Origin of the sequence: Streptomyces sp. NRRL B-24572, assembly GCF_002156145.1 — a bacterium.
GTDB classification, from domain to species: Bacteria; Actinomycetota; Actinomycetes; order Streptomycetales; family Streptomycetaceae; genus Streptomyces; species Streptomyces vietnamensis.
Genome location: NZ_MWIG01001157.1, coordinates 1 through 577, shown reverse-complemented (window position 1 = coordinate 577; position 577 = coordinate 1). Strand labels below are relative to the sequence as shown.

Genomic DNA, 577 nt, shown 5'->3' with positions numbered 1-577 from the left:
CCTACATCCCCACGACCCCCGCCCAACTCACAGTCGGTGACGACTCGATGACGCACTGGTCCGATCATCTTTCGCGCGTAACCCAAGTGCCGCGCCGCTCGTTGTGCGGGATGCAGGCTCCCTGTGGTCACGCCATGTCCACAGCCACTCACTCTTTCGTGTGGATGTGCTCAAGGTGTGCAACCTTCCGGACACCCCGGGGAGTCGACCGTCATGACGAGAGGAGGTGCCGCCAGTGATCGCGAACGTATCGGCGCACCGGCGGGCGAACGCCTTCGCCCAGGCCCTGGAGGACCGGGCGTCCGCTGACGCGGCGGCCGAGCAGCCCGAGGCCCCGGCGGAACCGNNGGCCTCGGAGAGCTGCCCAAGCCACAGCTCGACCCCGAGGTCAAGGTGGTGCAGCGAGCCCAGCTCGTCGCCGCCATGGAAGCGATGCTCATGGAGGGGAGCGCTGCCGGGGGCCCTACGGTGCCGGAGCAACGGACGTCCACCGGCAAGGGAGCCCACCGGGCGTCCCCGCTCCGGAAACTGCGCCCCCGGTCCCGCTGGACCAAGGGCCTCGCCGCCGGCGGCCTCA

The 577-nt window shown here is 70.1% G+C and carries 1 pseudogene; it reads left to right on the top strand.

What is annotated here, in order from left to right:
- Window positions 1-235: 235 nt before the first annotated feature.
- Window positions 236-577: pseudogene (locus CCN56_RS44065) on the top strand (hypothetical protein); the annotation flags it as partial.